The sequence below is a fragment of the Synechococcus sp. C9 genome, assembly GCF_022984075.1.
Taxonomy (GTDB): Bacteria; Cyanobacteriota; Cyanobacteriia; order Gloeomargaritales; family Gloeomargaritaceae; genus Gloeomargarita.
The window spans coordinates 643,685-667,532 of sequence record NZ_JALAAD010000001.1 but is presented as its reverse complement, the minus strand read 5'-3'; the positions used below and the strand labels follow the sequence as shown (position 1 = coordinate 667,532).

22 protein-coding genes are annotated in these 23,848 nt (G+C 54.1%); 10 read left to right on the top strand and 12 right to left on the bottom strand.

Translation table 11 applies throughout. From position 1 onward, the window contains the following. Positions 1-6 precede the first annotated feature (6 nt). Positions 7-1,059 carry a hypothetical protein gene (locus tag MLD66_RS03275; protein WP_247215506.1) on the top strand — a complete coding sequence of 351 codons (1,053 nt, stop codon included), beginning with the start codon at positions 7-9 and terminating at the stop codon, positions 1,057-1,059. A 129-nt stretch (positions 1,060-1,188) separates the two neighbouring features. On the opposite strand, the gene MLD66_RS03270 is transcribed toward MLD66_RS03275, so the two are convergent. Together MLD66_RS03270 and MLD66_RS03265 are read right to left on the bottom strand one after the other, a co-directional pair. Continuing rightward, a complete protein-coding gene (locus MLD66_RS03270; protein WP_247215505.1) occupies positions 1,189-2,238 on the bottom strand; it encodes an LOG family protein in 1,050 nt (349 codons plus the stop codon). Further along, positions 2,235-2,753 (bottom strand): DUF4330 domain-containing protein, encoded by a 519-nt coding sequence (locus MLD66_RS03265; protein WP_247215504.1) that lies wholly within the window; start codon positions 2,751-2,753, stop codon positions 2,235-2,237. The genes MLD66_RS03270 and MLD66_RS03265 overlap by 4 nt, the downstream gene beginning before the upstream one ends. Positions 2,754-3,340: 587 nt before the next feature. On the opposite strand from MLD66_RS03265, the gene MLD66_RS03260 reads away from it, so the two are divergent. Next, on the top strand, positions 3,341-4,375 hold the full coding sequence (locus MLD66_RS03260; RefSeq protein WP_247215503.1) for a Gfo/Idh/MocA family oxidoreductase: 1,035 nt from the start codon (positions 3,341-3,343) through the stop codon (positions 4,373-4,375). Here MLD66_RS03260 and MLD66_RS03255 read toward each other — a convergent pair. The 4 genes from MLD66_RS03255 to MLD66_RS03240 form a co-directional block, all read right to left on the bottom strand. Then, the gene (locus MLD66_RS03255; protein WP_247215502.1) at positions 4,372-5,442 is read right to left on the bottom strand and encodes an AI-2E family transporter; all 1,071 of its coding nucleotides are present in this window, start codon (positions 5,440-5,442) and stop codon (positions 4,372-4,374) included. The genes MLD66_RS03260 and MLD66_RS03255 overlap by 4 nt on opposite strands. Then, positions 5,433-6,470: a tRNA dihydrouridine synthase DusB gene (gene dusB, locus MLD66_RS03250; RefSeq protein WP_247215501.1), complete on the bottom strand. Its 1,038-nt coding sequence runs from the start codon at positions 6,468-6,470 to the stop codon at positions 5,433-5,435. The genes MLD66_RS03255 and dusB overlap by 10 nt, the downstream gene beginning before the upstream one ends. A gap of 250 nt (positions 6,471-6,720) precedes the next feature. Next, positions 6,721-7,329 (bottom strand): PP2C family protein-serine/threonine phosphatase, encoded by a 609-nt coding sequence (locus MLD66_RS03245; RefSeq protein ID WP_247215500.1) that lies wholly within the window; start codon positions 7,327-7,329, stop codon positions 6,721-6,723. Beyond that, the gene (locus MLD66_RS03240) at positions 7,292-7,822 is read right to left on the bottom strand and encodes a response regulator (RefSeq protein ID WP_247215499.1); all 531 of its coding nucleotides are present in this window, start codon (positions 7,820-7,822) and stop codon (positions 7,292-7,294) included. Before MLD66_RS03240 ends, MLD66_RS03245 begins: the two co-directional genes overlap by 38 nt. Positions 7,823-7,878: 56 nt before the next feature. Here MLD66_RS03240 and MLD66_RS03235 point away from each other — a divergent pair, with 56 nt between their 5' ends. The 4 genes from MLD66_RS03235 to clpB all read left to right on the top strand — a co-directional run bounded on the left by MLD66_RS03235 (position 7,879) and on the right by clpB (position 13,425). Beyond that, entirely contained in the window at positions 7,879-8,325 is a 447-nt protein-coding gene (locus MLD66_RS03235; protein WP_247215498.1) for an anti-sigma regulatory factor, read from the top strand. 342 nt (positions 8,326-8,667) lie between these two features. Further along, the gene (locus MLD66_RS03230; RefSeq protein WP_247215497.1) at positions 8,668-9,738 is read left to right on the top strand and encodes a hypothetical protein; all 1,071 of its coding nucleotides are present in this window, start codon (positions 8,668-8,670) and stop codon (positions 9,736-9,738) included. 51 nt (positions 9,739-9,789) lie between these two features. After that, positions 9,790-10,713, top strand: coding sequence for an AEC family transporter (locus MLD66_RS03225; protein WP_247215496.1), 924 nt, complete (start codon positions 9,790-9,792; stop codon positions 10,711-10,713). A gap of 90 nt (positions 10,714-10,803) precedes the next feature. Beyond that, complete coding sequence (clpB, locus tag MLD66_RS03220; protein WP_247215495.1) at positions 10,804-13,425, top strand: ATP-dependent chaperone ClpB; 2,622 nt, start codon at positions 10,804-10,806, stop codon at positions 13,423-13,425. Here clpB and MLD66_RS03215 read toward each other — a convergent pair. Together MLD66_RS03215 and MLD66_RS03210 are read right to left on the bottom strand one after the other, a co-directional pair. Beyond that, positions 13,402-13,860: a phosphate-starvation-inducible PsiE family protein gene (locus tag MLD66_RS03215; RefSeq protein WP_247215494.1), complete on the bottom strand. Its 459-nt coding sequence runs from the start codon at positions 13,858-13,860 to the stop codon at positions 13,402-13,404. The genes clpB and MLD66_RS03215 overlap by 24 nt on opposite strands. 82 nt (positions 13,861-13,942) lie before the next feature. Continuing rightward, complete coding sequence (locus tag MLD66_RS03210; protein ID WP_247215493.1) at positions 13,943-15,769, bottom strand: NAD(P)H-quinone oxidoreductase subunit F; 1,827 nt, start codon at positions 15,767-15,769, stop codon at positions 13,943-13,945. Between the two features lie 198 nt (positions 15,770-15,967). Here MLD66_RS03210 and MLD66_RS03205 point away from each other — a divergent pair, with 198 nt between their 5' ends. Together MLD66_RS03205 and MLD66_RS03200 are read left to right on the top strand one after the other, a co-directional pair. After that, complete coding sequence (locus tag MLD66_RS03205) at positions 15,968-16,705, top strand: hypothetical protein (RefSeq protein WP_247215492.1); 738 nt, start codon at positions 15,968-15,970, stop codon at positions 16,703-16,705. Then, complete coding sequence (locus tag MLD66_RS03200) at positions 16,690-17,871, top strand: O-antigen ligase family protein (RefSeq protein WP_247215491.1); 1,182 nt, start codon at positions 16,690-16,692, stop codon at positions 17,869-17,871. The genes MLD66_RS03205 and MLD66_RS03200 overlap by 16 nt, the downstream gene beginning before the upstream one ends. 58 nt (positions 17,872-17,929) lie before the next feature. On the opposite strand, the gene MLD66_RS03195 is transcribed toward MLD66_RS03200, so the two are convergent. Continuing rightward, entirely contained in the window at positions 17,930-19,654 is a 1,725-nt protein-coding gene (locus MLD66_RS03195; protein ID WP_247215490.1) for an iron uptake porin, read from the bottom strand. 164 nt (positions 19,655-19,818) lie between these two features. Further along, positions 19,819-20,166, bottom strand: a complete 348-nt coding sequence (locus tag MLD66_RS03190; RefSeq protein ID WP_247215489.1) for a metalloregulator ArsR/SmtB family transcription factor — start codon at positions 20,164-20,166, stop codon at positions 19,819-19,821. A 179-nt stretch (positions 20,167-20,345) separates the two neighbouring features. Between MLD66_RS03190 and arsB the strand changes: the two genes are divergently transcribed. Both arsB and arsC read left to right on the top strand, forming a co-directional pair. Beyond that, the gene (arsB, locus tag MLD66_RS03185) at positions 20,346-21,389 is read left to right on the top strand and encodes an ACR3 family arsenite efflux transporter (protein WP_247215488.1); all 1,044 of its coding nucleotides are present in this window, start codon (positions 20,346-20,348) and stop codon (positions 21,387-21,389) included. A 15-nt stretch (positions 21,390-21,404) separates the two neighbouring features. After that, complete coding sequence (gene arsC, locus MLD66_RS03180) at positions 21,405-21,806, top strand: arsenate reductase, glutathione/glutaredoxin type (protein WP_339396886.1); 402 nt, start codon at positions 21,405-21,407, stop codon at positions 21,804-21,806. On the opposite strand, the gene MLD66_RS03175 is transcribed toward arsC, so the two are convergent. Beyond that, complete coding sequence (locus tag MLD66_RS03175) at positions 21,803-22,696, bottom strand: TIGR04168 family protein (protein WP_247215487.1); 894 nt, start codon at positions 22,694-22,696, stop codon at positions 21,803-21,805. The two genes, arsC and MLD66_RS03175, sit on opposite strands and share 4 nt — an antisense overlap. Next, complete coding sequence (locus tag MLD66_RS03170) at positions 22,693-23,730, bottom strand: adenylate/guanylate cyclase domain-containing protein (RefSeq protein ID WP_247215486.1); 1,038 nt, start codon at positions 23,728-23,730, stop codon at positions 22,693-22,695. The genes MLD66_RS03175 and MLD66_RS03170 overlap by 4 nt, the downstream gene beginning before the upstream one ends. Positions 23,731-23,848 lie beyond the last annotated feature (118 nt).

Here is a 23,848-nt window from a genome sequence, read left to right as displayed (position 1 = left end):
AAGCTTGTGCAAATAGTTGCCGGAACTACTCTGAGTTCGCTCAAGCCAGATGTTTGGAATCCTGATTCTGAATACTATTTGCCTGAACTAACAGCAATTATGATTTCCTATGCCGATTTTCATAAAAAGCCTGCTCTTAGACGGAAGGCAATGGATCAAGGACTCCATAACTACTTAGGTGTTCCCAGTCACATCAAAATCTATCTGGATAATGGAGCTTTCTACTTCATTACTCATGGGGGTGAGACACCTGTGGAGGAATATACAGAGTTTGTCAAGAATGCTCAGCCTGATTGGTTTCCCATTCCTCAAGATTTTATTCCCACACCTAAAATGACCCTAGAAGAGCAACAAAAGTGTCTTGATCGCACAATGGATATGAACATTTGTTATTCACAGGGGAACTATATACCTGTTGTGCATATCAGTCCGCTTTTAGAAGATTATCTTAGCCGCTTTAAGTCCCATAAGTCTCTTCTGGAAAAAGGAGTGATTGCATTAGGAGGAATTGTGCCTAACTTGCTTAAAGCTCCGAAAGCAATGCACCCCCAGAAAATTTTGGAGAAGCTGATACATATACGCCAAGAATTTCGAGATAAAAAACTCCATATTTTTGGGATTGGCGGAACCATTACTCTACACATTGCGGCATTATTACGCATCAATTCGGTTGATTCTAGTGGATGGCGCAATCGGGCTGCACGTGGCATTGTACAATTACCGGGAAAGGGTGATCGTATGGTTGCTAATCTAGGAAGTTGGCGGGGTCGAAAACCTGACGCTAAGGAATGGGAGATGCTCGCTGAGTGCAAATGTCCAGCGTGTAAACGATATGGTATTGATGGGTTAACAGCAAATTTAGTACATGGATTTCGTAATCGAGCCACTCATAACCTTTGGATTCTTTTAGAAGAAGTGCGTTTAATTCAAGAACATCTAGTTGCTGGCGATTATGAAAATTGGTTTCTAGATCATCTGGACAATACACTCTATAGACCACTAATTAATAAAATTCTTGAACTAGAACAGAGTAACTATAGCAATCCTAACTGGGTTTAGAACAAGGGCTCGCAGGGGCACCGCCCCCGTCTTGGTTCTCGATAGTATGGACATTTTAGCGAAATAATCTTCCAGTGGTGATAATAAATAGAGGTGCCCTTAAATCTCTTTACAAATTACCCAATTTCCCTAACGTCGTTCTGGGTGGTCATTGTCGCTGGCGGCTAATTCATTCACCCGCCGGATTAGTTGATAAAGTCGCCCGTGATCCCGTTGATTGAACCGAAAGGCTAAGCGGGGCAATTCCCCCGTATCATCCCCCAATTCCTCCGGGAACGCCGACCTCTGCTCAATTTCCCCCGTAATAATAATGTCCTGAAATTCCCGATTTAACTGCGCCACGACGTCATCGCTCAACCATTGCCGGAGTCGCAAAACCAGATAATCCTGCACATAGCGGCTGGAGTGATAGACCCGATAAAACTGGCGAATCGTCTCACAGGCGACGGCGACAGAATCGGTCAGGGTGTAAAGTTCCACATCCTGGGGGCTGATCAAATCCGTGCGCCAAAAATACTCCCGCACATAGGCATCCCACGCCCGCCAGTAGGTACTGCCCGGATGATCCAGTAACACGATGGGAATGGGTGGACAGCGACCGTTTTGGCATAGGGTTAACGCCTCAAACACCTCATCCTGCGTGCCAAACCCCCCTGGAAACGCACACACCGCATCAGTTTCCCGGATGAAAAACAACTTGCGGGTGAAAAAATACTTGAAATCAATCAAGCGAGGACTATCGCTAATAAAGGCATTGCTGGACTGCTCAAAGGGCAATTGGATATTCAAGCCAAAGGAATGGTCGGCACCAGCCCCCTCATTCCCCGCCTGCATAATGCCGCCCCCCGCCCCGGTCATCACCATAAACCCCTGTTCCCCCATACAGCGGGCAAACTGCCGGGCTAATTCATAATCCGGCGACTGGGGACTCAAGCGGGCAGAACCAAACAGGGCGATTTTCCGCACCCGGCGGTAGGGCTGAAACACCCGAAACCCCTGCTCCATATCCTGGATCGCCCCGGCGATAATTTTCCAGTCCAACCGTTCCAAATCCGCCTGGGAAAGCCGCCACAACCCCTCCAAAGCCCGCCGCATCCATTTGCCGTGTTTGACCTGACCCAATTCCCGCCACCAAGCGAGCAGTTGCGCCTCAAAATCCAGGTTAGGGTCGCCGTTCATGCCCCCACCCGCACATCCATGACCGAACCCCGCAAATTGTACTGTGCCCCTTCCAGTTCCACCGGCACCCCCACCTTAATTTTGCTATTGCCCACCACCACACCCCCATCCGCCACCTGCGCCGTCCCCGTCAGGGTGATCATCATGTCCCGCAGATAACGGGTTTGGGAACGGGTATCCTCCACAAACTTCACTGACCCGTCCGGCTGGGGCACCTCCACTTGGGGCGGAAAAATGGTGAGATTTTTAATCGTCAAGCTCCCCGAAGGCTGGTTCCGCACGATGAAACTGGCTTTGTCCCCTGGGCGTACCAACTCCTGGGGGCGGGCAATGCTTAACCCCCGCACCATCATGTCAATTTCCACCGCCCGACTGGGCCCCACCTGTGCCACCGACCCGGTTCCCCCGGGCACCAGAAAAATCCCCACCGCCACCAACAGCACCACCCCCAAGGCGGCGAGGTCAAGCACACTGATTTTTCCCCCGAGGCGACCGTTGTTATCGATCCAGGCCATCTGTGTTTCCCTTGGGTAGGTTTTACACGTTTTACTATTATCCGATCATTTATCGAAATTTAGGGCATCTTTATTTATCTGAGCTAACCCATAGCCTGCGTGGCATACCCATCTTACCCAGAACCAAGGGCGGGGGCGGCCCCCCGGTGACCGCTAACTTAGCGCTAACTTAAAATTGACAGAGGTGCCCTTGATCTAATCGTTACTGATTTGCGCCCCCATACAGCAACCTCAGACAATTTATGGGAATCAAAAAGTTAATTAAAACTAGAACAGGGGAATTTCTTGGAACTATAGCTAAGCATACAAAGGTTGACATGATATGGGTCGCTGGGCGTAGCCCCACATTGGTTTCCCATAGCTTGCGTGGCGTAGCCATGAATTTTAAGGCGACAACCTTAACCTACCTAGCTATATTGGCTCTCTCAGGGTGCAATTTTTACTCATCATTTAAGTGGGATTGCCCGATTCTTAACCCCACCGCCCCCCTCAAACCTCGGCACGGGTGCCCAGCGGTGTACCCTACAGAAATGTGTTAGGATAACCCTGGATGTCGGTGCATTTGGTGTTTTGAGGAGTTACCGCCGGTGCCATCCTTCCCCAATGCTGGTGTGAGTGCCATTCGCCCAATTCAGGTGGGGGTGATTGGCGTGGGAAACATGGGACAGCATCATGTGCGGGTGCTGAGTTTTCTCAAGGATGTGCAGTTGGTGGGCGTGGCGGATGTGAATGTGGAGCGGGGTTTGGAACTCGCCAGCAAGTATCGGGTGCGATTTTTTGAAGATTACCGGGAACTGCTCCCCTACGTGGATGCGGTGTGTGTGGCGGTGCCAACCCGCTTGCACTACGAGGTGGGCATGACCTGTATGCGCCAAGGGGTGCATATTTTGATGGAAAAACCGATTGCCGCCAGTATCAGCGAAGCGGAATTACTGGTGAATGCCGCCGCCGAATACGATTGCATTTTGCAGGTGGGGCACATTGAGCGGTTTAATCCGGCCTTTTTGGAATTGCAAAAGGTGATCCAGCAGGAAGAAATCCTGGCTTTGGAAGCCCATCGCCTCAGCCCCTATTCCCAGCGGGCGAATGACGTGTCCGTGGTCTTGGATTTGATGATCCACGATATTGATTTGCTGTTGGAATTGACGGCAGCCCCGGTGGTAAAATTGACCGCCAGCGGCACCCATGCCTCCGGTTCCGGTTATTTGGATTACGTCACCGCCACCTTGAATTTTGCCAATGGGGCGATTGCCTCCCTCACCGCCAGCAAAGTCACCCATCGCAAGGTACGGCGCTTGACCATTCATGGCAAAAATTCCCTCACGGAAGCGGATTTTTTGAACAACGAAATTCTCATCCATCGCCACAGCCAAAAAGCGGGGCAAGTCCTCTACCGCCAGGATGAATTGGTGGAACGGGTGTACACCAGCAATATCGAACCCCTGCACGCCGAATTGGAACATTTTGTCCAATGTGTGCGGGGCGGCAATCAACCCTCCGTCGGCGGCGAACAAGCCCTGAAAGCCCTGCGGTTAGCCACCCGGATTGAACAGATTGCCCTGGACAGTCAGGCTTGGCAGGAAAACCTGGTGGGGCTGGAAAAATCCCTGCGGTTGCCCTAAACCACCACCGGTTCCCGCACGGGTTGGGCTTCCGGGGGACGGGGCTGGCGCAAACTGTCCGCCACGTTTTTGATCGAACCCGCCACCGGCACGGCAATCAACAACCCCAACAGCCCCGCCAATTTTGCCCCCAACAACAAAGACAGCACGATCCACACCGGATTCAAGCCCACCACATTCCCCAAAATCCGGGGCGCCACCAGATGCTCATTCATTTGCCCCAACACCAAAGCCGTCGCCAACACCTTCAACCCCAGCCACACATTTTGCAACGTAATTAATAAACTAATCACCACAATTCCCACCGCCCCCCCAAAAGGCACCAGACTCGCCACCCCAATAATCAAGCCGAATAACAAGGCCAAAGGCACCTGCAACAGCACAAACGCCAGGGTCATCAGGGTACCCAAAATCACCGCAATCGTGGCCTGCCCCAGGAAATAGTTGTAAAAATTGCGATGCAGTGACTCCCGGATCAACAGCCCCAAATGGGCCGGAAACCAGGAAAACAACCCCGACCACAGGCGTTCCCCAAATAAAACTAAGTATAGTGTTAGTACCAGTGTCACCAACACATCCACCGCCCAGCCCACCGTATCCACCGCCAAGCCCAATACCTGCGTCGTCAGGGTTTTCAACTGTCGGGACACCCCGGTGGTGAACTGTTCCGCCAAACCGCTCAAATCCAAATTCACCCGATGCGCCTGCGCCCAAGCCTCCACCACCTCCAACTGCGCCGTCCCGGAAGCCAACCAATTGGGGAGCCGCACCACCAGTTCATTCCCCTGCTTGAGGAGCACCGGCACCAGGGTAATGCCCGCCACCGTCAAGCCACTCAAAGCCACCAACAACACCCCCAAGACCGCCCAGGAACGGCGAATCCCCCAGGATTGCAGGAGTTTAATGGGATAATCCAGCAAAAACGACAGCACCGTGGCAATGACCAAAATGTTCACCAAGGGTTGCAGGTAATTGACCGCCGTCAGCAACAGCCAGCCATTCAACACCACCAGCGGCAAGGCCAACCCCCAGGTCAACCAGGGGGAAATCTGCGCCACTACGCGCATAACCGTTCCTCCCGGGGCAGTACCGCCAACCGCTCCATCGCCTGATCCAATAGGGCAAGCCCCTCCGCCAGGGTTGGGAACTGCGCCACCGCCTGCCGCAACTGGGCGGCCCCCGGAAACTCCCGGGCGTACCAGGCCAAATGCTTCCGGGCTTGCCGCAACCCCATCTCCCCCTTGTACTCCCAGAGTGCCAACAGATGCTCCCGGGCGCATTGCAACCGCTGAACCGGCGTAGGGGCGGGCAACTGCTGACCCGTGCGGAGAAAATGGTCAATTTCCCCCACCAAAAAGGGATAACCCAGGGTGCCCCGGGAGCACATCACCCCGTCCGCCCCCGTCAATTCCAGACAGGCCACCGCCGCTGGCACCGAAAAAATATCCCCATTGGCGATCACCGGAATCCGCACCACCTCCTTCACCCGGCGAATCCACTCCCAGCGTGCCGACCCCTGGTAGCCCTGCGCCCTGGTGCGCCCATGCACCGTGAGCAACTGCGCCCCCGCATCCTCCATCCTTTGGGCAAACTCCAGGATATTGATTTCCTGGTCATTCCAGCCAATCCGGGTTTTCACCGTCACCGGCACTGGGATCGCCCGCACCACCGCTTGCACAATCGCCGCCGCCAACTCCGGTTGTCGCAGGAGGGACGACCCCCCCCCATTTTTGGTAATTTTATTCACCGGACACCCCATGTTAATGTCCACTAAAGCCGCCCCTTCCGCCACCGCCCGCTGGGCCGCCTCCGCCATAAAATCCGGGCGACAATCAAACAACTGAATCGCCACCGGCTGTTCCCCGGGGTCCAACTCCATCAACCGGGGCAGTTGGCGCATATAATGCAACCCCGTCGCACTCACCATCTCCGTGTAGAGCATCGAATGCGGGGCAAACCGCCGCACCAACCGGCGAAACACCAAATCCGTCACCCCCGACAAAGGGGACTGGAACACCCGGCTGTGTACCACCACCTCCCCAATCCGCAGGGGAGTTTGCAGGCGCAGGCGCAAGCTAGGGCTAAGCTCGGTCATAGGTGGGGCTGGCTGGATTCCATCATTCTAAGATATTTAACTTAACAATTTAATTCATAATTATCACCAGGGCATCTCTTGCAACCATTGCCGGTTATGTCGCTCGAATACGCAGGCTATCGAGAACCATACACCGTTACGCCCCTGCGAACCATTTTTAGAAATGTTTTAATTCACCTAGTATCATCGGGCAGTCACCGGGGGAGTAAACATGGGAATTCCCATAACTTTTCCCATCTCCCGGCAAGGTCTAGGCAAAACCAACCTGCAACAAACACAGGTCATCCGGCCACCCACCGGCAGGGCGAGGAATTTTCGGGAGGAGTGCCTGGGGGGAAATCCCGGTCGCCAGCAGTTGATGCAGGGCTTCCCGCCCCCACAATTCCCCCTGGGGTTCCACCGGAATCTCATAGACCCCATCGCTAAACAGGTACACCTTCGCCCCGGGCGGCATCACCCGTTCCTGGGTTTGGTAGGTGACCTCCGGGAACATTCCCACCGCCAACCCCCGTCCCGGCAGGACCTCGATCCCCTGTCCATGCCACAGCACCGCCGCCGGATGCCCCGCACTCGCATAGGTCAAACAGCGACTCCGACGGTCATAGACCCCATACCAAGCGGTGAAATACTTATCCTTGTGCTGTTCCATCGGGAAAAACCGGTTTAATAAAGCCAACACCGCCGCCGGTTGGGTCACATCCGCCACCGAACCCGAGCGCAACAAATTCAACACCGAAATGGACAACAAAGCCGCCCCCACCCCATGCCCCGCCACATCAATCACATAAAAAACAAAGCGATGTTCATCCACATCAAAGTAATCAAAACAATCCCCCCCCCAACTCCGTCGAAGGCACAAACACCCATTCGGTGGTAATGTCTCCCGTCCGCCGGGGGGCAGGCAACAGGGAGCGCACATAGCTTTCCGCCTCCGCCAATTCCTGTTCCAAGCGTTGTTTTTGGTCTTGTAAATCCTGATTCAACTGGTGTAACCGCAACCCCGCCCGCACCCGCGCCTGCAATTCACTAGGATCAACCGGTTTGACCAAAAAATCATCCGCCCCACTGTCCAACCCCTGCACCCGGTCCGCCACCTGATCCCGGGACGTGAGCAGGATAAAAAAGGTCGTCGCCAACTCCGGGGACTGGCGCACCCGTTGACACACCTCCAAACCCGTCATCCCCGGCATCATCCAATCGCAGATCACCAACGCTGGCTGTAGCTCCTGAGCGAAGTGCCACCCCTGCACCCCATCCGCCGCCACCGTCACCTCATGCCCCTGCATCTTGAGATTGCGTTGCAACACCAAGCGCATCGTGGGGTCGTCGTCAATCACTAGGACTTTTGCCATATAATCTACGATAGCCGAAATATTTACTGTCGCTTGAAACGCTTCCTGGGAAACTTGTGACTCCTGCCCTGAGTACCAGCCGGATTGTGGTCAACTCGGACATAAATGCCTTAACCCAGGTATTGGATTGGTTTGCCCAGTTTAATGTGCCCCCCTTGACCTACGAAGTGTGGTGGTTTTGCCAGTTGGTTTTGACGGAAGGCTTTACCAATGCGGTGCGTCACGCCCATCGGGATTTGCCCCCCGCCACACCCATCACCGTCGAAGTCAATGTATTTACGGACAGGATTGAAATGCGGATTTGGGACCAGGGGGCTGGGTTTGACCTCAACCGCAAATTGCAGGAACTCGACCAAACGCTCCAAGACCCGGAACCAGAGGGCGGCATGGGCTTGGTCTTTTTACAAAAATTTGCCGACGAAGTGGACTACCAACGCCATTCAGAACAACAGCAGAACTGCCTCTTTTTGCGTAAATATCTCACCGCCGTTGCCACTGCCTAGCCCCCTATTTCACATCGACGCTAATATAATTTTGAGCGCTAAAATGGCTGATATATAGCGATCCTACTTGATTAACGAATAGAAATTTCCCAGAACCAAATACGGGGGCGGTGCCCCTGCGACGAGCAGTGAGGAGTAAGGAGTGAGAAGTGAGATTCCCTAGAACCAAGGGCGTGCGACCCGTTTTTAGAAGTGTCCTTATTTTATTAACTTGTTAACTTGTCTTGCAAATGCTTGGAGATTGCCATGTAGATCGCCCTGTTTGAAGTATAAATGAATGAGCAGGTGTCGTTTTGTCGCCAATTCCCCAATTTTTCCAAGCCTATGGTTGCCCTAAATTTAATGGTTGAGGCGCCTGCCCACATCTTGGCTGGTTTGAGCAATGGCAGTTTGGAGCGGATTGGCGGGGTGGTGCGGGATGTGGATACCAAACAGGTGGTCATGTGGTTGCGGGATACGGGGGCAACGCCAGCGAATACACTTTTAGGGATGACGACAGCGGCCAGCTTACTCCATGTGGGGGTGGCAGTCGTCGGGTTTGCGATTGTGATTGATAAACTCAATCAGATAGAAAAAACCTTGCAATTGATGCAAGCACAGCTAAAAAGTATTAATTATAAAATTGATTTGGGTTTTTATGCCAATTTCCGGGCGGCGGTTAACTTGGCGCAAAATGCTTTTAGTATGCAACGGTCGGATAATCGGCAGGTCAGTGCCATGGCGGCGATCAATCGTTTTTTGGAAGCGCAACATATCTATACTGATTTGGTGGATCAACAAATACCCTATAAATCGAGGATAACTGCCGCCTATTTACAGACCCTTTATCTTGCCTATCTGATGGAAGCACGCTGTTATTTAGAATTGGAGGAATTAGAGACAGCCGTACAACGATTCCAATTTGGGCATCAGGAAATTAACAAACGCCTGCGTCAATATATTGATATTCTGCTCACGGACAAACCAATTATTTATTTACATCCCAAATTATCACCAGAGGTAGATTTAACTCGGCTTACCCGCATCTTTCAATGGAAGAATCAGGCGAAATATATAGACGAAAACACGACTTTTGAAATGTTACGCAACACCCTAAATTTAGATGCTAATGATGATGTCAATATTGGTCATTGGATTGATGCGCTACCCCCTGCTATTTTACCCCAATCAGATATTGAGAGAAATTTACTTGGTGTGACGACTAAAGGTAGGGATAAGGTTTTTAACAAATTGAAAAAAACCATTGATAACATTGAGTCTTTGATCGAAACTGACCAACGATTTCTGGGCTATGGATTAGGGGTAGAAGCCTTACAAGCCCAAGGGGTGAGCTTCCGGGAATTTCAAAGTTGGCAACTGCCAAAGGATTTGGCCGCTCCGGTGGTTTATCTTTTGCCCGCTGGGGAATTCTGAGTTTTGGGGGACTGGCCGTTACACTAAAAGCGTCCGGCAATGTTCCTGCCCATGCCTGCGGAATTGGTCGCGCTCATTAAATTGTACAGCACCTTGACCATTTGCATCGGTTTGGGGTGGGGGATCAGTGCCTATGTGCATCGGGAGTGGTTGCACCGGGTGGGGCAGTTTTTGTTTTGGGTGGGGATGCCGGTGAGTGTTTTGGGTTTTGTCCTGAATGTGCAGTTGGACTGGAGCGTGTGGTGGGCGGGGTTGGTGTCGGTGCTGGCGTTTGGTGGGGCATGGGGGCTGGGAGAACTCTGGTTGGCGGGCTGGGGCAAACATTGGTCGTCTCCCCGCAAGGGCAGTTTTCTTCTCACCTCGATGGCGGGCAATACGGGCTATGTGGGGTATCCGGTGTGTTTGTTTCTCCTGGGGCAGACCTATTTCGCCTGGGCGGTGGTGTTTGATTTGGCGAATACCCTCAGCGGTTCCTACGGGTTGGGGGTGTGGTTGGCGGCTCGGTTGGGGGAACGGTCAGCCCGACCCTGGTTGGCGGTGGTGCGAAATCCTATCCTCTGGTCGGCACTGCTGGCGTTGCTCCTTTACCCAGTGGCTCGCCCGGACTGGCTGAATGGGGGACTGAAAACCCTCGCCTGGGGCGTGGTGGTGATTTCCCTGGTGTTGACCGGGGTGCGGCTGGGGCAAATCCGGCAGTGGGGCAAACTCCAGGCGGTGTGGGCGAGTTTGGGGATCAAAATGCTGGTGGTGCCTCTGTTGGTGGGGCTGGTGTTGCAATTCTTTCCCCTGGCGGCTAGTTTGCGGTTACTCCTGGTACTGCAAGCGGGAATGCCCCCTGCCCTGGCAACGCTGGTGTTAACCGAAGCGTATGGGCTGGAACCGGGTTTGACCGTGAGTGCGATTGGGCTGGGGTTGGGGCTGTTGCTGGTGACCTTGCCCCTGTGGTTGGTGTTGTTTGGGGCAGGGCTGTGGTAACTTAACCATTCTGCCCAGGGGACTGGGAATCGTTAAAATTGAGCTAACCCACCCGTACACTAAATTAAGACAGGTTTCGAGCGAGTTCCCGTGCAACCCACTGACCCGAATAAATTTACCGAAAAAGCCTGGGAAGCGGTCGTCAAATCCCAGGACATCGCCCGGCGCTACCGGCAACAACAACTGGAAGTCGAGCATCTGATGTTAGCCCTGCTGGAGCAGAACGATTTTGCCGCCAAGATGCTGGAACAGGCGGGCTGTGACCTGGCGCAATGCACCCAACAACTGGATACCTTTGCCCGTCGCCAACCCCAGGTAAATCAGGGGAGTGGGCAGTTGTATCTGGGGCGGTTTTTGGACCTACTGCTGGACCGGGCGGAAGCACAGCGCTTGACCTGGAATGATGAATTGATTTCCGTTGAGCATTTTTTGCTGGGGTTGAGCGAGGATGAACGCCTGGGTCGTCGGTTACTCCAGGGGTTGGGGGTGACCACCGAGCAACTGATCACCGCCATCAAAGCCATCCGGGGCAACCAACGGGTGCAGGATGCCAGCCCCGAATCCCATTACCAAGCCCTGGAACGCTATGGGCGGGATTTGACCGAGCAGGCTCGGGCGGGGAAACTTGACCCGGTGATTGGGCGGGATGAGGAAATTCGGCGGGTGGTGCAGGTCTTGTCCCGGCGCACGAAAAACAATCCGGTGTTGATCGGCGAACCGGGGGTGGGGAAAACCGCCATTGCCGAGGGTCTGGCGCAGAGGATTGTCAACGGGGACGTGCCGGAATCCCTGAAAAATCGCCGCCTGATTTCTTTGGACTTGGGCAGTTTGGTGGCCGGTGCCCGCTATCGGGGGGACTTTGAAAAGCGGTTGCAGGCGGTTCTGCGGGAAGTCACCCAGGCGGAGGGGCAAATCGTTCTCTTTGTGGATGAACTGCATACGGTGGTGGGGGCCGGCGCCACCCAGGGCACGATGGATGCCAGTAATCTGCTCAAACCCATGCTGGCCCGGGGGGAATTGCGCTGTATCGGGGCCACGACCTTGGATGAATATCGTAAGTACATTGAAAAGGATGCGGCCTTGGAGCGGCGGTTCCAGCCCATCCGGGTGGAAGAACCCAGTTTAGACGATACGGTCGCCATTTTGCGGGGTTTGAAGGAGCGCTACGAGGTACATCACGGCGTGAAAATTGCCGATGCGGCCTTGGTCTCTGCCGTTGTACTTTCCATTCGTTATTTACCGGAGCGATTTTTGCCGGATAAAGCCATTGATCTGATTGACGAAGCGGCGGCGAAATTGCGGATGGAAATTACCTCGAAACCGGAAGAATTAGAAGCCCTAGACCGCCGGTTAATGCAACTGCAAATGGAGCGATTGTCCCTCTTAGAAGACCGGGATCGCATCAGTCAGGAACGCCTGCGGAAAATTGACCAGGAAATTAACACCCTGAGTGCAAAACAGGCGGAATTGAATCAACAATGGCAGGGGGAAAAACAGATTTTAGAGGCGATCAAAGCCCTGAAACAGGAAGAAGAACAAATTCGGGTACAAATTGAACAGGCGGAACGGAATTACGACCTGAATCGGGCGGCACAGTTGAAATTTGGCCGGTTGGCATCCCTGCACCAGGAATTAGAGGACAAAGAAGCGTCCCTGGCGGAAATTCAAGCCCGGAATTCGACCCTACTGCGGGAGCAAGTCACGGAAGCGGATGTGGCGGAAATTGTTGCCAAATGGACAGGCATTCCGGTGCGGCGTTTGTTGGAATCGGAACGGCAAAAACTCCTGCATTTGGAACAGTATTTGCACCAAAAAGTGATTGGTCAGGAACAGGCGGTGAAAGCGGTTGCGGCGGCGATTCGTCGCACTAGGGCGGGCTTAAAATCCCCCCGCCGTCCCATCGGTTCGTTTCTATTTTTGGGGCCAACTGGGGTCGGCAAAACGGAACTGGCCCGCACCCTTGCCGAAGCCCTATTTGATAGCGAACACGCCCTGGTGCGCTTAGATATGTCGGAATATATGGAAAAACAGAGCATTTCCCGGTTGTTGGGGGCACCGCCGGGGTATGTGGGTTATGAGGAAGGGGGGCAATTATCGGAAGCGATTCGCCGTCGTCCCTATGCCGTGGTATTATTAGATGAAATCGAAAAAGCCCACCCGGATATTTTCAATGTGCTTTTGCAAATTTTGGACGATGGGCGGGTGACGGATTCCCAGGGGCGGGTGGTGGATTTTCGCAATACCATTATTGTGATGACCAGCAATTTGGGGAGTGAATTGATTTTAGAAGGCACGGAAACCCCAGAATTTTTAGAACCCCAAATTCGCCAACTCCTCGCCAGCCAATTTCGCCCAGAATTTCTGAATCGCATTGATGAAATTATCCTGTTTCACTGCTTAAACCGGGAACAACTCCGGCAGATTGTGAATTTGCAAATCGCCCAATTGCAACAACTCCTGGCAGAACAAAATGTGACGTTGGAAGTGAGCGTAGCGGCTCAAGAGTATTTGGTCGAAGTGGGCTACGACCCTGCCTATGGTGCCCGTCCCCTGCGCCGTGCCATCCAAAGGGAATTAGAAAATGCTTTGGCGGATTTTATCCTCAGTCAAAATCAAGCGAACCCCATGCAAATTATGGTGGATGTGCAGGGGGGAAAACTGCATTTATCGCCCCTTTCCGAACCCCATTTACCCCTCCCGGCGAGGGTTTGACCGGCGGATGATCCAATAACTTACGGCGAGAGCCAGAACCGCCAACGCCAACCCAATCAAGCTCAACCCCGGCGTTTTATCCAAGTCTAAAATAATAATTTTTCGAGCGACGGCGACCAGGGATGTGGCAATGACTAATTCCACTTGAAATACGTGTTTGCGTAGATAGGCGGTGATATTTTCGAGGATTTCCAAAGCAATCAAAACATTCAAAAATGCCCCAAATATGGCAAATAAATTCTGACTAAAAAAACCTTTGGGTTCCGCACTTAAATCACTAATTAACAGCCGAATCAGGTCAACAGTAGCGACAATAATGACCAGCATCATTGCCAGGGAAAGCAACCGGGCAATAACCGATTCAATCCCCCCAATAATGCCCAAAAAAGGTTCATCCCGCCAATAATGAGCCAACCATCGCCAAAATCGTTTCATCCCCATACCCCCCTTGCGGCAATGATACCAGCCCAGGGAGCCGCTCGTTTCACAAGTACCAGGACCGCCTATTTCTAGCCATTTATTTCCAACCATTCAGGAACAATCCAACCCCCACCAATACCCCGATTAAAACCGTTAATAAATAAATTTGCGATTTACCGCTGGCACTGTATTTGAGCAATTGCCCACTGAAAATGGTGGAAACCCCCACCAAATTCACCAAACCGTCCACCACATAGCGGTCTAGCCAGTCTGTAAGGCGGGACATTTGCCGTACCCATTGCACCACCGTCCCCTGATACACCCGCTCCATGTAAAAATCGTAGGCTAAAAAATCCTGCCCAAACCGCCACAGGGGTTGCGTCGAACGGAGCCCCCGCCGCTGTAACCCCAAGGTTGCCCCCACCCAACACCCCAAGCCGCTACTGGTGATCATCAAAATCACTTCCCCCCGTTGCCAACTCCCCCAAACCACCGGCGGTTGCCAGCTATTTAGCAATATGGGTGTTAACAACGTAATGACAATCATCGCCACCATCGGTACTGCCATCGCCCAAGCCACCTCCGGCGTGCGGCGGGTTTTGGGTTGGGTTGTCCCTAAAAAGACCAATCGAAACACCCGGGTGAGGTTCAAACTGCTGAAAAAATTCACCACTAAAACCAGTCCCAACACCCAGGCTGGCATAGTAGCAAACCAGCGGCAAAACACCCAAAACATTCCCATCGGAAATAAACCAACTAATCCCAACGCACCCACCACAAAACTCGTCGTTGTTACCGGCAAACGTCGCCATATTCCCCCCATTTCCGTAATATCTTGACTGGCAGTGATTGAAATAATCGCACCAGCACTCATAAATAAAAGGGCTTTAGCTACCCCATGAGCAAATAGGAAAAGAAAGGCTAATTCCTGTTGTTGCAAACCCACACAAACAAAGACCAATCCCAAATAGGCACTCGTGGAATGGGAGAGGGTGCGTTTGATATCAATTTGGGCAATTGCCATCAGGGAGGTTCCCACCGCCGTCACCGTACCCAAAAGCACCAGCGCCTCCAAAGCAATGGGCGAATGGGCGAGTACCGGTTCCAATTGGATTAAAACATAAGCCCCCGCCGATACCACGATGGAATTTCGCAAAATCGAAGCCGGATTGGGACCCTCCATCGCCTCATCCAACCACAAATGCAAGGGAAACTGGGCGCATTTCCCCGTCGGTCCCGCAATCAACGCCAAACCCAACCACCCCCAAACCCCAGGGGAGAGGTTCGCCGTCCCTGCCCACTGATTGATTTCTGTAAACGTCAAACCCGCCCCCAAACTCGATAGGGACACCACCCCCATCAGAAATAAAACATCCCCAATTCGTTTGGTTAAAAACGCATCCCGAGCCGCCGTGACCACCAGGGGTTGGGCATACCAAAAACCCACCAATAAATAGGTAGATAACGTGAGTAATTCTAATAACATATAACTCAAAATCAGCGAATCACTTAGGGCAATTCCCCCCAAGGCGGCTTCAAAAAATCCCATTAATCCATAAAAACGTGCCAAGGACCAATCCTTTTCCATATATCCCAAGGCAAAGACTTGGGCTAATAAGGTGAGAATGGTTACGGTCGTCAATGCCAGTAAACTTTGGGGGGATAGGGTCAAAGCTAGGGTTAAATCTAAATCCGCTACCCGCAACCAATGAAAGGTGAGTTCCTGGGGCGGCGCATTTCCCTGGATCATTAATGCCCACCATCCATGCCAAAACGCCAAAAGCGAAGCCAAAATGTTCAAATAAGCGGCTGGGCGTGACCCGGTGCGCTGAATCAACCCCAACGACCAGGGCAAAGTCACCATTGCCCCCAGCAAACCATAGATGGGGATCAACCAAGCCGTAGCCAAAATCCATTGGTTCATAGGGTGTGCAATGATTGTGCTGGTTTTTTATTGTCCCATGATTTTCCTGGCGGCGGTACATCGAGGAGCTAAGTACCAGAGCCAAGGGGGCTGGCTAAAACGCCAATTTTCCAGGTTCCCAGTCGCCAACGCCCCAGACCGATAGTATGATGAAGGATAATTTGTAAACTATTTTTAGCAAATCGTTGGCACTCGCTCATGGCTGATGACCTGCGTAGGGTATTGGAACTGGCAACGGTGGAAGAGCTAGAGGATTTGACCCGGATTTTGTTCGGTCGCCGCCTTAACCCCCTGGATTACCTGTGTACCCCCTCCCCTGCGGTGGTGCAAGCCCAGGAGAGACAGGATTGGTTGGATACCCTGGAAGCCCGTTTGCGGTTTTTAGCCGCCGATGGCATGACGGTTCTACAGGGGCGGGCGGGGCAGATGACCTATCAGCAAATTCTCTGGCAGGTGTGCCGTTATCTCAAACTCCCCTGCACGGAGGATTTAAGTGTCCTGGACCTGGAATCGGAAATTTTTCTCCATGTCCTGCAACGCTCCTGGGAAAAACTCCCTGCCCACCAACAGCGGGAATTGCAAGCCCATCTGGCGCAGGAGTTGGCGGGACCCTGGCAACGGGAAGCCCTGCAAATGTTATTACAAAAGGGGAGCGTGGTGGCGGTTGGGTCTGTCCTGCGGGCGGTGCTGATCCGCAAATTAGCGGGTTATACAACGGCGGTACATCTGACCCGGACAGCCTTGGCGCAGGGGGTACGGCTGGTGGCGGTACGGGGGGCGACGGCACTCCTGGGACCGGTGTTGTGGGGGTGGTTTTTGGCGGAGTTGGGTTGGAGTACCATTGCCACCAATTATGCCCGGGTAATCCCGGCGGTGTTGACCCTGGCGCAAATTCGTTTACTGCGGGATGAATCCCTGGCTTGGGCACCCGCATAGGCTGGCTGGAGGTAGGGCTGGGGATTTTGCCCTGGTGGTCGGGACTGGGGTTGGCGGTCTGGGCGGTGGGCTTGCTGACCCTGTGGGTGCGCCGGGGCAAGGTTTTGCTCCAGCAACGGGAAACCTGGCTGTGGCTTTGCCTGACGGGATTAATGGTCATCAGTGCCCTGCAATCCCCGGACCCGGGGGGTGCCCTGCTGGGGCTGGGAAATTTTATCCCCTTTTTTGCCTTTTTCCTAGCAGTGCGTCCCCAAGTGACTTCGGAGCGGCGGGAGCGGTGGGCGGTGATCCTGGGGCTAATGGGGGTGCTGGTGGCGGGCATCGGGGTAGCGCAGGCGGCGGGCGGGCAGGGCACTTTGACGTTATTTGGGCTGGAACTGAATTGGCATCCCCGCATTCCTGGACGGGTGGATTCCGTATTTAGTGATGCCAATGTCATGGCTTCCTACTGCGTGATGACCCTGCCGGTGCAATTGGGCTTGACCCTGAAGTCAGCGCCGGGTTCCTGGCGACGGTGGGGCTGGGCGGCGGCAACCGGGTTAACCCTGCTGGCTTTGCTGTTGACCCGCTCTTTGAATGGGCTGGGGGTGACTTGGCTGTTGGGGATCGGGGTCAGTTTCCTGTACCGGCGTTACCGGCTGGGGGCACTCCTGCTCCTGCTCGGCATCGGTATTCTGGGGGCGGGGTTGGATTGGCAGGGCTGGCGGGCGGTGATTCCTGAATTACTGTGGGGTCGCTTGCCAAAATATCTTTCCGGGCAGGCGGAAGATTTACGCACGGTGCAGTGGCATTTAGCCTGGGATTGGTTTGGGCAACGACCCTGGTGGGGTTGGGGACTCCGTTATTTCCCGACGTTATACCAACAAAGTACCAATAGTTGGGTGGGACATCCGCACAATTTTTGGGTGATGCTCTTGGTGGAGACGGGCGTGTGGGTGACGGGGCTGTTCACGGTTTTGGTGGGGCGGGTGGTGGTGCAGGGTTGGGGACACTGGCGCCAGACCCAGGATTGGCTCTACGGGGGGATGTGGTTGGGATTTTTGGCGGTCACCTGCTTTCATTGCCTGGATGTGACTCTATTTGATGGACGGATCAATGGGCTGGCTTGGCTGTTGCTGACCGGATTAGCGGGGAATGGCTATCCATCCCAGGGCGATAGGAAATGAAACCCCAAAATTCCCCCTGCCTGAGTTGGGGCAAAATTCCTGGAACAATCAGGAAAACCTAGAAGGAAAACGTGGAACGAATCGCCCCCACAAACACCGTTGGATTGGCGGCATTGCCTTCGGGGTTAAAAATCGCCATGATACCGGGGGTAATGGAGAGGTATTCGGTGAACTTGAAGCGGTAGGAAGCCTCGACCAAAATGGGCACATCATCCGCCGCCGCAAAGGTCAGCCCATTCCCCACCAACCCACGACTGCTACTCAAATAAGGGGGCGCACCTACCACAATCTGCGCTTGGGAACCTTTGGTGCCCACATCCGGGAAGGCAAATACCAAAGCGTAGTTCAACGCCGTCCCCGAGGCATTCAGCCCCGCCACCACATCGTTAAACCAAGTCACCCCGAACCATCCCCCTAGGATAAAGTTTTGCAGGGGTTGCCACTGGAATTGGAAGCCCAAATTGTCCGCCTGGGTCGCCGCCACCGCCGTCAAGGCATCCACCGAGGCAGTCCCCACACCCCCGCCCAAATTCAAGGGCAGAGCCGAATCCAGGTCGCTATACCCCCGCACATAGAGCAAACTCAGCCCCAAATTTTCCAGGGGATAGCCCGTCAACTGCCCATAGGCAACATAGGAAGAACCAAACAACCCTTCCGTCCCAAACGGCGTTCCCGTCGGCGCATAGGCACCGGCAAATGCCCCCCCATTCGCCAAGTAACCCAGGGTGAAATTCAGCTTATCATCCAAAAAATCAATACTGAAAGCGGCTCCGACCCCCGCCCCCAAATTTTGGTTGTAAATGGCATTGCGTAACCCGAATGCCGAAATCGCTCCCTGCCCGTCGTCATCCAACGGACTCAAGGTATCCACCTGGTCGTAAATCGCTCCCCCCAGACCGGCAATGGTGATCCGCCCCTTGTCCCCCAGCACCGGAAACTCGTAGGTGAGGGTATCCAGCACCACCCCGCCCCCCGTCGCCGCATTCAAAAAGCCATAGCTCAGGCTGGCACTGTTGGTTCCGGTCGTGGCAAAGGCATTGCTCCCCGGAATCGCCCCCAGGGACACATCATCCATTTGCAGATTGGTGGTCAGTAAATCCTTGCCCGTAAAGCTGGTATTAAAAGTCAAATTCACCCGGTAGCCCAGGGTCGTGGCATCCTGGATATTACCCAAAGCCCCTTGGGGAACCCCTTTCGGCACCGCCTGATTGCCCCCCAACGCCCCCTGTACGCTCAAAATCACCTGCCCTGAGAGCTTGGTCGTCGTGGAAAATTGTTGCGCTTCCAAAGTCGCCGTGCGAGCTTCCAAGGTATCCACCCGCCCCCGGAGCAAAGCCAGTTCTGCGGCAAATTCCTCCTGCAACCGTTGCACCAACCGCATATCCTCTTTGGTGACCAGATTTTCCACCGAAGCGGCGATCAATTCATTAATCCGGTCTAAACAGGCATTCAACCCGGCGGCAAATTCATAACGGGTGGTGGCTCGCCGTCCTTGATAGGTGGGGGGATTCGTCGGCAAACCCACAATACACCCGTACCGCTCGACCAGGGATTGCAGAGCCAAAAACGCCCAATCCGTCGGCTTCACATCCACAAACTCGGAAACCGATGTCACCTGACCAAATTCACTATCTTCTTTCAAATCCCGCCCGTACTGACGCACCTGATTGATGGATTCCCGCGAATTGCTCACTTGCGCCTCAGCCGCCCCCGTCCACAGCACCCCCGCCACCAGGGCACCGCCAATTACATACCCGCAAAGATTTCTCTTCATGACCGTCATCTCCCATACCTCACACACCTGATTAGCTTATCTTAAGCTAAGTGAGACCGATTATCAACGGGTCAAACCTTGGGGGCGATGCCCGGAATTACCCCAATTGATCCCATCTCTCAATTTACAACAAACCTTAAGCTAAATAAAAACTATTGTCAATTAACTCACCATCAATTCACGGGCAATGGTGTTGTCGCTAGGACATCCCGCAGGGTCGCCAAACATTCTGGCACCAGCCGATAGTAAATCGCCGTTCCCCGCCGCTGTTTGGTCAATAACCCCGCCTCGTACATCACCTTGAGGTGGTGGCTGATGGTGGGTTGGGACAAACCCAAGGTTTCCACCAGGGCACAGGCGGGCACTTCCTGCTGGGGCTGGGCGGCAATCAAACTCAGCAAATGCAAGCGGGTCGGGTCCCCCAACACCCGAAAAATTCCCGCCAAGGCGACCGCTTCGGTTGGGGTCAATTTCCCCGCCAACAAAGGGGGACAGCATTGCCACAGGGGGGGGGCGGACATCCTGGTTCTGGTTACTTCTAACATCCCGATGGCTTTGATAAGGTCATTAAGTTCATTAAATCTAACTCCATTTCATCGTACTGATTTTTCCCCGGTTCCTACCTGGGTTCGCAATATCTTGTCAATATAGATGAAATTCGATATGATGCAGAGAGTTTAGGTGTTGTTGCAGGTTTGCTATGAAATCCGCTTCGCCGTTGGGGGTGTTTGAGCGATATTTATCCCTGTGGGTGGCTTTGGGCATCATTATCGGGGTGAAATTGGGGCTGGCGTTGCCGGGTTTATTTCAATTGATCGCCCGGTTGGAGTACGCCAATGTGAATTTTGTGGTGGCGGTGCTGATTTGGGTGATGATTTACCCGATGATGGTGAGCGTGGATTTTGCTTCGATTCGGGAGGTGGGGCGCAAACCCAAGGGTTTGTGTATTACTTTGGTGGTAAATTGGCTGGTTAAGCCGTTTACAATGGCATTACTGGGTGTTTTATTTTTTAATTACATTTTTGCCGGGTTGGTCACGCCGGAGGTGGCAAAAGAATATATTGCCGGGATGATTTTGCTGGGGGCGGCTCCCTGTACGGCAATGGTGTTTGTGTGGAGCCAGTTGGTGCGGGGGGATGCGAACTATACCCTGGTGCAGGTTTCGATTAATGACCTGATTATGGTGGTGGCGTTTGCGCCGATTGTGTCCTGGTTGCTGGGGGTAACTGACGTGCAGGTGCCCTGGACAACGCTCTTGCTGTCGGTAATTCTCTATGTGGTGATTCCCTTGGCGGCGGGGTATGGGACCCGGAAGCGGTTGGATGCCCGGGGGCATGAGGTGGCGATTGCGGAATTTTGTGCCCAGATCAAGCCATACTCCATCGTGGGGCTATTGGCGACGGTGGTGCTGTTGTTTGGGTTTCAGGCGCAGACGATTGTGGCACAACCCTTGGTGATTGTTTTGATTGCGATTCCTTTGCTGATCCAAAGCTACGGGATTTTTGCCATTGCCTACGCCTGGGGGTATTTCTGGCGGGTGCCCTTTGCGGTGGCGGCTCCAGCGGCTTTAATCGGTACGTCGAATTTCTTTGAACTGGCGGTGGCGGTGGCGATCAGTTTATTTGGTCTCAATTCGGGGGCGGCGTTGGCGACGGTGGTGGGGGTGTTGGTGGAAGTGCCGGTGATGTTGTCCCTGGTGGCGTTTGCCAATCGCACCCGCAAGTTTTTTCCGAGTACATCGTAAACACAATGGAGGGTGATGATGAAGCGGGTCATGTTTGTGTGCAAGAAAAATTCCCGCCGTTCCCAGATGGCGGAGGGATTCGCTCGGGCGTTGGGAGGAGATCGGGTGCAGGTGGCGAGTGCGGGTTTGGAGTCGAGTTTTGTTGACCCGTTGACGGTGCAGGTGATGCAGGAAGTTGGGATTGACATTAGCCAGCAGCAGTCCAAGCCCCTGAGCGATTTTCAGCCCGAAGATTTTGATGCGGTGATTTCCCTGTGTGGCTGTGGGGTGAATTTGCCGCCGGAGTGGCTGACCCGGGATTATTTCGCCGATTGGCAGTTGGAAGACCCGGAAGGTGGGGAATTGGACACGTTTCGGCGGGTGCGGGAGCAGGTGAAAGAACGGGTGGTGCAGTTGCTTGATACGTTGGCGGCTTAATTGCGCCCTAACATCGTCGGTTGCAGGAGCCATTCGGGTTCCACCCTGCCTGTCGCGGGATGCACCCACACCTGGGCAACGCTGAGCACCCCCTGCGCCCCCAATTCCACCAGCCCAAAATGGTGCCAGGATTCGCCCCCAACGGTACGGATGCGGGGCACCACGGCGGCGTTGAAATACACTGTCCCCGTCTCATCCCTTTGGCACATTTGCCGCTGACCCAAATTGCCCCGGAGTTGGCGGTGCATATGCCCAAAGACCACCAGGGGAATGGGGATGCCTGCCTGTTGCGCCTCCTGGATCGCCCCCCGCAAATCCGGGTCGCCGTAGTCCCCCCCCACGGGTGTCCAATCCCGACCGCAGGGAGCTTGGGGTGCCTCGCCCAACCCTGTGGGACCATTGTGATTGAGCAGAATCACCCGCCGAGACCGGGACTGCCGGATGGCTTGGGTAATCCGAGCTTGGGACTCCGCCCAGCTACCCACCCCAAAGTACCGTTGGTAAAATTCCCCCAATTTCCACTCACCACCGCCCCAGCTACAGGGTCGCCCCCCCACGACGGTTACGCCCAAATCAGGAAATTCCCGCCCCCCATAGCCCACGTGCAGGTCCGCTAAAACCGCTAACTGGGCTTGAAAGCGGTCTTCGGTCTGGCGGTCGTAGGGACATTGGCGGCGACCCCAATCCGTAGCCGTGTACCAGGCATCGTGGTTGCCCAGCACCACCGCCTTCGGCAATGCCAATGCGGCGACCTGTTGCACCACCCCCAGGGACTCGTTGCCAAAATCCCCCACAAACAAAACCAAATCTACCCCCAAATGCTCCAGGGCGAGGGCATCCCCGGCGTGCCACTGGTCGTGGACATCCCCCACCACAGCGATCCGGATCACGACCCATCAGGGGAACCGCTGGGGAAGGTAAAGGTGCCGCTGCGGGTGCCCCCTTCCGGGTTATGGAGTTGCAAAAACAGGCGCAGATGGTTAAACGAAGTTCCCCACAGGGGCACGGGTTCCTCGTAGCCCTTGAGGATGGCGGTGTGGGGGGTAAAAAAGTCCTTCACCTGATCCATCCCCTCGATGTAACGAAATGTACTTTGTCCTAACGCCACATCCAAACCCAAGGTACGGGTGGCGGATTCCAAGCGAAAGGCGGTATTGACCGTATCCCCCAAAGCCGTATATTCCGGGCGTTCACCGCTGCCACTGTTGCCCACCATCGCATAGCCCGTATTCAATCCCACCCCAATCCGCAAGGGTCCCGGCAGGGGATGTTGGTAATGCAAATTCGCCGTGGTTTTATCAATCGCCCAAACCGTGCGGAGCAGGCGCAACATATCATTTTGGGAGGGACCTTGGGTGTTGTGAATCCAGACCGCCATCACCGCATCCCCGATGTACTTATCCACCCGGGAGCCAAACCGTTGGATAATTTCCCCCACCTGGCGAAACCAGGAACCAATCGCCTGGGACAACAGGGCTTCATCCACCTGCCGAGCCAGCACACTAAATTCCCGAATATCCACCACCAGCACTGAAATCAGACAGCGGACGTGCAACACCTCTGTGGCACTTTCCTTCACCTCCGGGGACTGGGGGGGCACCGTCGTGGGCTGGATCGAGTTGCGGACATGGAAGACCATTTTGGTTTCCCCAATCACCAGTTGGTCCCCGTCCCGTAAGGGCATGGGAATGCTCACCCGTCGCCCCCGCAGAAAAGAGCCATTGCGACTCCCAAAGTCAATAAAATAGTATTCCCCTGTGTCCAACCGCTGGATCATGGCATGGTTGCGGGACACCCAGCGATCCGCCAGTACAATGCCATTGCGGTCTGCCCGACCAATGTTCCAGGTATTTCCACCTACCAGGGGGATATACTGCTCGCCGGTGGGGGTCGTTACCAATAGATAGGCGGCGGAAGTCGTCACATCACCTGGGGAATGATTGGATCATTGATACCGCTCCAAAGGCGGTCATTTTTAAGTGTATCTTACTGAATTGTGGTCAAAAAGGGAAATTGGTGCGTTTACCTACCCAACGGAACCG

Excerpts from the sequence above, each read along its gene's own strand:
- MLD66_RS03270 (WP_247215505.1), bottom strand. The coding sequence starts at position 2,238 with ATGAACGGCGACCCTAACCTGGATTTTGAGGCGCAACTGCTCGCTTGG.
- MLD66_RS03265 (WP_247215504.1), bottom strand. The coding sequence starts at position 2,753 with ATGGCCTGGATCGATAACAACGGTCGCCTCGGGGGAAAAATCAGTGTG.
- MLD66_RS03255 (WP_247215502.1), bottom strand. The coding sequence starts at position 5,442 with ATGCGCGTAGTGGCGCAGATTTCCCCCTGGTTGACCTGGGGGTTGGCC.
- dusB (WP_247215501.1), bottom strand. The coding sequence starts at position 6,470 with ATGACCGAGCTTAGCCCTAGCTTGCGCCTGCGCCTGCAAACTCCCCTG.
- MLD66_RS03240 (WP_247215499.1), bottom strand. The coding sequence starts at position 7,822 with ATGGCAAAAGTCCTAGTGATTGACGACGACCCCACGATGCGCTTGGTG.
- MLD66_RS03230 (WP_247215497.1), top strand. The coding sequence starts at position 8,668 with ATGGTTGAGGCGCCTGCCCACATCTTGGCTGGTTTGAGCAATGGCAGT.
- MLD66_RS03225 (WP_247215496.1), top strand. The coding sequence starts at position 9,790 with ATGCCTGCGGAATTGGTCGCGCTCATTAAATTGTACAGCACCTTGACC.
- MLD66_RS03215 (WP_247215494.1), bottom strand. The coding sequence starts at position 13,860 with ATGAAACGATTTTGGCGATGGTTGGCTCATTATTGGCGGGATGAACCT.
- MLD66_RS03210 (WP_247215493.1), bottom strand. The coding sequence starts at position 15,769 with ATGAACCAATGGATTTTGGCTACGGCTTGGTTGATCCCCATCTATGGT.
- MLD66_RS03205 (WP_247215492.1), top strand. The coding sequence starts at position 15,968 with ATGGCTGATGACCTGCGTAGGGTATTGGAACTGGCAACGGTGGAAGAG.
- MLD66_RS03195 (WP_247215490.1), bottom strand. The coding sequence starts at position 19,654 with ATGACGGTCATGAAGAGAAATCTTTGCGGGTATGTAATTGGCGGTGCC.
- MLD66_RS03190 (WP_247215489.1), bottom strand. The coding sequence starts at position 20,166 with ATGTCCGCCCCCCCCCTGTGGCAATGCTGTCCCCCTTTGTTGGCGGGG.
- arsB (WP_247215488.1), top strand. The coding sequence starts at position 20,346 with ATGAAATCCGCTTCGCCGTTGGGGGTGTTTGAGCGATATTTATCCCTG.
- arsC (WP_339396886.1), top strand. The coding sequence starts at position 21,405 with ATGATGAAGCGGGTCATGTTTGTGTGCAAGAAAAATTCCCGCCGTTCC.